The following is a 2,074-nucleotide window of genomic DNA, read 5'->3' on the forward strand; positions in this document are numbered from 1 at the left end:
ATCGTGGCGCTGCACCTCGCGCATGTCGAGTGATGCTGCCAGTTCGAGCGCCGCCTCGGCTCCGGCCCAGGCCTGCCAGGCGGGGGAGACGTCGAAACGCTGCGCGCCCGGCGCGAGGTGCAGCTCGGGGCCGTAGCACGAAGCCCACGGGTCGGTGCCCGAGTACCATCCGGCGGCGTGCGGCGTCAGCTCGTCGACCGCGCGGGTCGAGAAGGCGGCGAAGGCGGCGCCGCGAGGCGCTGACAGCCATTTGTACGCGTGGCAGATCACGACGTCGGCATCGATCGCGTCGGTCGGCATCCAGCCGGTGGCCTGGGTCGTGTCGACGAGCGTGAGGGCGCCGGCGGCCCGGGCAGCGGCGTTGACGGATGCCGCGTCGGCGACCTCGCCCGTCGCCGACTGCACGAGCGAATAGGAGACGAGCCACGTCGACCCGGTCACGGCCCCCGCGAGCTCCGCGAGCGGCACGTGGCGCACGCGCAGGTCGCCTCGGGCCAGGAACGGGGCGATCACGGACGAGAAGTCACCGTCGACGCAGACGATCTCAGCGCCTGCCGGTGCCGACGCCGCGACGAAGCCCGCGAAGACCGAGACCTGGGAGCCGGTCGCGATGTCGCTCGGCGCGCGGCCGAGCAGGGTTGCGGCGTGGCCGCGGGCCCGGTCGTGGATCCGTCCGTACTCGACGCCGCACGCAGCCCCGGTCGACCACGACTCGAGGTCGCGTCGCACCGCGTCGCGCGTGACGTCGGCGGGCAGGCCCATCGTGCAGGCGGCGAGGTAGCCACGTCCTGCGGCGTACCGTTCGCGAGTGTGGTGCATGGAATCCAGTCTCAGCGAGCCCGATTCATTCGACAAGGCCCGGAGAATGATCACACACATGCGCTGGGGTTATGATTCAGGCATGTCGGATGCCTCGATCGACGCCCTCGCCGCAGCCCTCGACCTGCAGACGGTGCGCGTCGTGCACCAGATCGCCGAGCACGGCTCGCTCACGGCGGCCGCCGAGTGGCTCGGCTACAGCCAGCCCGCCGTGAGTCAGCAACTGCGGCGATTCGAGGATCGCACCGGCATCGCGCTCGTCGAGCGCGTGGGTCGCGGCATCCGGCTGACGGAATCGGGCCGCGTGCTGGCCCGTCACGCGCAGGACGTCGCCACCGCCCTCGAGGCCGCAGCCGGCGAACTCGCCGAACTCCGCGGGCTCCGGGCCGGCCGCGTGCGGCTCGTGGCCTTCCCGTCGGCCTCGGCGACGCTCGTGCCCCGCCTCATCGCGTCGCTCGCCGCAGCGCACCCCGGCATCGACGTCACCTACGTCGAGGCCGAACCGCCCGAGGCGGTGCGGGCCGTGCGGGCAGACCAGGCCGACCTCGCGATCACCTTCAGTTACCCGGGCGACCGCGACGACCCCCATCAGGCGAGCGCGCGGGGGCTCGACGTGCGCATCTACGGCGACGAGCCGATGCAGCTCGTGCTGCCCGCGGGGCATGCCGCCGCGGCATCCGACTTCGTCGACCTCGGCATGCTGCGCGATGAACCGTGGATCGCCGGCTGCCCGCGTTGTCGCGGACACCTGCTCGAGCTCGCGGGAGCCGCGGGTTTCGTGCCGCGCATCGCCTTCGAGACCGACAACTTCGTCGCTGTCGAGGGCATGGTGGCCCAGGGTCTCGGGGTGGCGCTGCTGCCGGCGCTCGCGCTCGCGGCCTCCCCGCGGAACGCGGAAGTCGTGGCCAGGCCGACCGCCCGCGCCGACGTGCGCTCGCTCCACCTCGTCACGGCGCGGGGGGCCGATCGCGTGCCCGCGGTCGGCGCGATGCTCGGCGTGGTGCGACGCCTCCTTCCCGTCAACTGACGGCCCCTGCACCCCGGGCGTCGCGGCGACCGGCCGGTCGATACGATTGACTCGTATGTCCGAGACAGCTGATCCCACGACCACCGCCACCGGCAGCGACATCCGTGTCCGCTTCTGCCCCTCACCCACCGGCACGCCGCACGTCGGCCTCGTGCGCACGGCCCTCTTCAACTGGGCGTACGCCCGGCACACCGGTGGCACGTTCGTCTTCCGCATCGAGGACACCGA

General features: G+C 72.7%; 3 protein-coding genes. 2 read left to right on the top strand and 1 reads right to left on the bottom strand.

The genetic code is table 11. The features are described 5' to 3' along the window. The coding region (locus VIP82_RS01120) for an aminotransferase class V-fold PLP-dependent enzyme (RefSeq protein WP_331905462.1) at positions 1-819 on the bottom strand (819 nt) is incomplete at its 3' end. An 82-nt stretch (positions 820-901) separates the two neighbouring features. Here VIP82_RS01120 and VIP82_RS01125 point away from each other — a divergent pair. After that, on the top strand, positions 902-1,846 hold the full coding sequence (locus tag VIP82_RS01125; protein ID WP_331905463.1) for a LysR family transcriptional regulator: 945 nt from the start codon (positions 902-904) through the stop codon (positions 1,844-1,846). A gap of 55 nt (positions 1,847-1,901) precedes the next feature. Beyond that, a partial coding sequence (locus VIP82_RS01130) for a glutamate--tRNA ligase family protein (protein ID WP_331905464.1) occupies positions 1,902-2,074 on the top strand: 173 nt, incomplete at its 3' end.

The organism is Microbacterium sp., assembly GCF_036566905.1.
Taxonomy (GTDB): Bacteria; Actinomycetota; Actinomycetes; order Actinomycetales; family Microbacteriaceae; genus Microbacterium.

Coding starts and splice junctions, on each gene's coding strand:
- VIP82_RS01125 (WP_331905463.1), top strand. CDS start 902: ATGTCGGATGCCTCGATCGACGCCCTCGCCGCAGCCCTCGACCTGCAG.